The sequence below is a fragment of the Streptomyces katrae genome, assembly GCF_000966975.1.
GTDB classification, from domain to species: Bacteria; Actinomycetota; Actinomycetes; order Streptomycetales; family Streptomycetaceae; genus Streptomyces; species Streptomyces katrae.
The window spans coordinates 1-1987 of record NZ_JZWV01000860.1 but is presented as its reverse complement, the minus strand read 5'-3'; the positions used below and the strand labels follow the sequence as shown (position 1 = coordinate 1987).

Annotated in this window: 3 protein-coding genes and 1 pseudogene; all 4 read right to left on the bottom strand. The window is 75.5% G+C overall.

Annotated elements, in window-relative coordinates:
- Positions 1 to 213: 213 nt before the first annotated feature.
- The gene (gene rraA, locus VR44_RS28215; protein ID WP_045950434.1) at positions 214 to 696 is read right to left on the bottom strand and encodes a ribonuclease E activity regulator RraA; all 483 of its coding nucleotides are present in this window, start codon (positions 694 to 696) and stop codon (positions 214 to 216) included.
- Positions 697 to 768: 72 nt separating this feature from the next.
- Positions 769 to 1035 carry a GlsB/YeaQ/YmgE family stress response membrane protein gene (locus VR44_RS28210; protein ID WP_045950433.1) on the bottom strand — a complete coding sequence of 89 codons (267 nt, stop codon included), beginning with the start codon at positions 1033 to 1035 and terminating at the stop codon, positions 769 to 771.
- A gap of 69 nt (positions 1036 to 1104) precedes the next feature.
- Entirely contained in the window at positions 1105 to 1410 is a 306-nt protein-coding gene (locus VR44_RS28205; RefSeq protein ID WP_094191964.1) for a hypothetical protein, read from the bottom strand.
- Positions 1407 to 1987: pseudogene (locus tag VR44_RS48585) on the bottom strand (hypothetical protein); the annotation flags it as partial. The gene VR44_RS28205 and the pseudogene VR44_RS48585, both read right to left, overlap by 4 nt.

The following is a 1987-nucleotide window of genomic DNA, read 5'->3' as shown; positions in this document are numbered from 1 at the left end:
TGCCAGTCGGTGCCGAACTCGGCGGGCGGGGGGTCCGCGGGGGCGGCCGCCGCGGGTCCGGCGGCGGCCAGGGTGCCCGCGGCGAGGGCGAGCGCGCCGAGCAGGCCCATGATCCTGTGTCGTCTCATGGGCCCGCAGTGAAGCGGCTGCGCGGCGCCGGCCGCCAGGGTCCGTGGTCCGCTCCTGGCGCGATTTCGCCCCCTGGGGGCCGGGTCAGCCGGCGGGCAGGACCACGACGCCGTCGTCGTCCGCGTACACGGTGTCGCCGGGGCGGAAGGTGACGCCGCCGATGGTGACGGGCTCGTCGACGGCGCCCGCGCCGGTCTTGCCGCTCTTGCGGGGGCAGGTGCCGAGCGCATGGACTCCGAGGTCGAGGCCGCCCAGGGCGACGCTGTCGCGGACGGCACCGTTGACGATGAGCCCGGCCCAGCCGGACCGCTCCGCCGCTCCGGCGATGAGGTCGCCGACGAGGGCGGTGCGCAGCGAACCGCCGCCGTCGATGACGAGGACGGCTCCTTCGCCGGGGGTGTGGAGGAGTTCGCGCAGCAGGGCGTTGTCCTCGTGGCAGCGGACGGTGCGCACCGGCCCGGCGAAGAGGCGGCGGCCGCCGACGGTCCGGAAGGCGGTGGTGCAGATGCCGAGGCTCTCGCCGTGCTCGTCGTAGAGGTCGGCGGTGGGCACTGGGGTGACGCTCATCTGACTGTGGGCTCCTCGCATCTCGTGGGTCGCGCCGTGCGGGGCCCAGCGTATGCGGCGGGGTCTGGCCCGCTAGTCGCGGGAGTTGCCGAAGAGGATGCGGTAGCCGATGAGGAGGACGAGGGAGCCCGCGATGGCGGAGCCCCAGGTGGCGAGGTCGAAGAAGTGGTTCTCGATCGGGCGGTCCAGGAACTTGGCGGAGAGCCAGCCCCCGATGAAGGCGCCCGCGACGCCGATGAGGGTGGTGCCGATGAGGCCGCCGGGGTCCCGGCCGGGCAGCAGGATCTTGGCGATGCCTCCGGCCAGCAGGCCCAGGACGATCCAGCCGATGATGCCCATGGTCGTTCACTCCGCTCGTTGGTCCGCGTCTCTACGGTGGGGAGGACGCAGGCACGGGCCCGGCGGTTCTCAGCCGCGGCGGGTCCGCAGCAGGCCGGTGGCCAGGGCCGCGGCCGTCACGGCGCCGATGCCGGCCACCGCGAGGCCGCCCCGGGAGCGGTAGGAGAAGAGGGAGAAGGCCGAGCGGGCCGAGAAGGCGGAGCCCGCGCTCAGCCAGGACGCCGCCGAGCCGACGGAGAGGGCGGAGCCGAGGGAGCCGACGGAGAGCACGCTGCCCACCGAGCCCACGGAGAGCACCGAGCCCACCGAGCCGATGGACAGCACGGAGCCCCGGGACCACAGGGAGAGGTACGAGCGGTCGGCCATGGCGATCATGCTGTCACATGACCGGCCGGCACGGGGTGGTTTTCGGCGGTCCGCGGCACGGGCGCCGTCCGGGTCAGCAGGAGTACGCCCCGGGTGGCCGCGAGGGCCCCGGCCACGGCCAGCACGATGCCCAGGGCCCCGCCCTGAAGGCGTTCGCCGAGCAGGACCATGCCGATGACGGCGGCGGCGAGCGGGTTGGCCAGGTTGACCACGGCGAGCGGGGCGCCGAGGCCGCCCCGGTAGGCCCGCTGCGAGAGCAGCATCCCGCCGACGGCGAAGACCACGACGAGCAGGGCGACGGTGACCACCCGGACGCTGAGCAGGGAGCCGCCGCGCCCGCCCGCGACGGCGACGGTCTGGGTCAGGGCGGAGGCCACGGCGGAGGCCAGCCCGGAGGCGGTGGCGTGCCGCAGACCCGGGCCGGGGTCCTTGCGCGCGGTGAGCAGCGCGATGACGGCCAGGGTGGCTCCGGAGACGGTGAGGGCCTCGGCGACGCTGAGGGTGTCGTCGGGGGCCGGGCCGGAGGCGGGGAGCAGCAGCAGGCCGAGCCCGGCGACGGTGGCGAGGGTGCCGCGCCACTCGGTGG

Bases quoted from the DNA above. Each gene is read 5' to 3' on its own strand.
- rraA (WP_045950434.1), bottom strand. From the start codon at position 696: ATGAGCGTCACCCCAGTGCCCACCGCCGACCTCTACGACGAGCACGGC.
- VR44_RS28210 (WP_045950433.1), bottom strand. From the start codon at position 1,035: ATGGGCATCATCGGCTGGATCGTCCTGGGCCTGCTGGCCGGAGGCATC.
- VR44_RS28205 (WP_094191964.1), bottom strand. From the start codon at position 1,410: ATGATCGCCATGGCCGACCGCTCGTACCTCTCCCTGTGGTCCCGGGGC.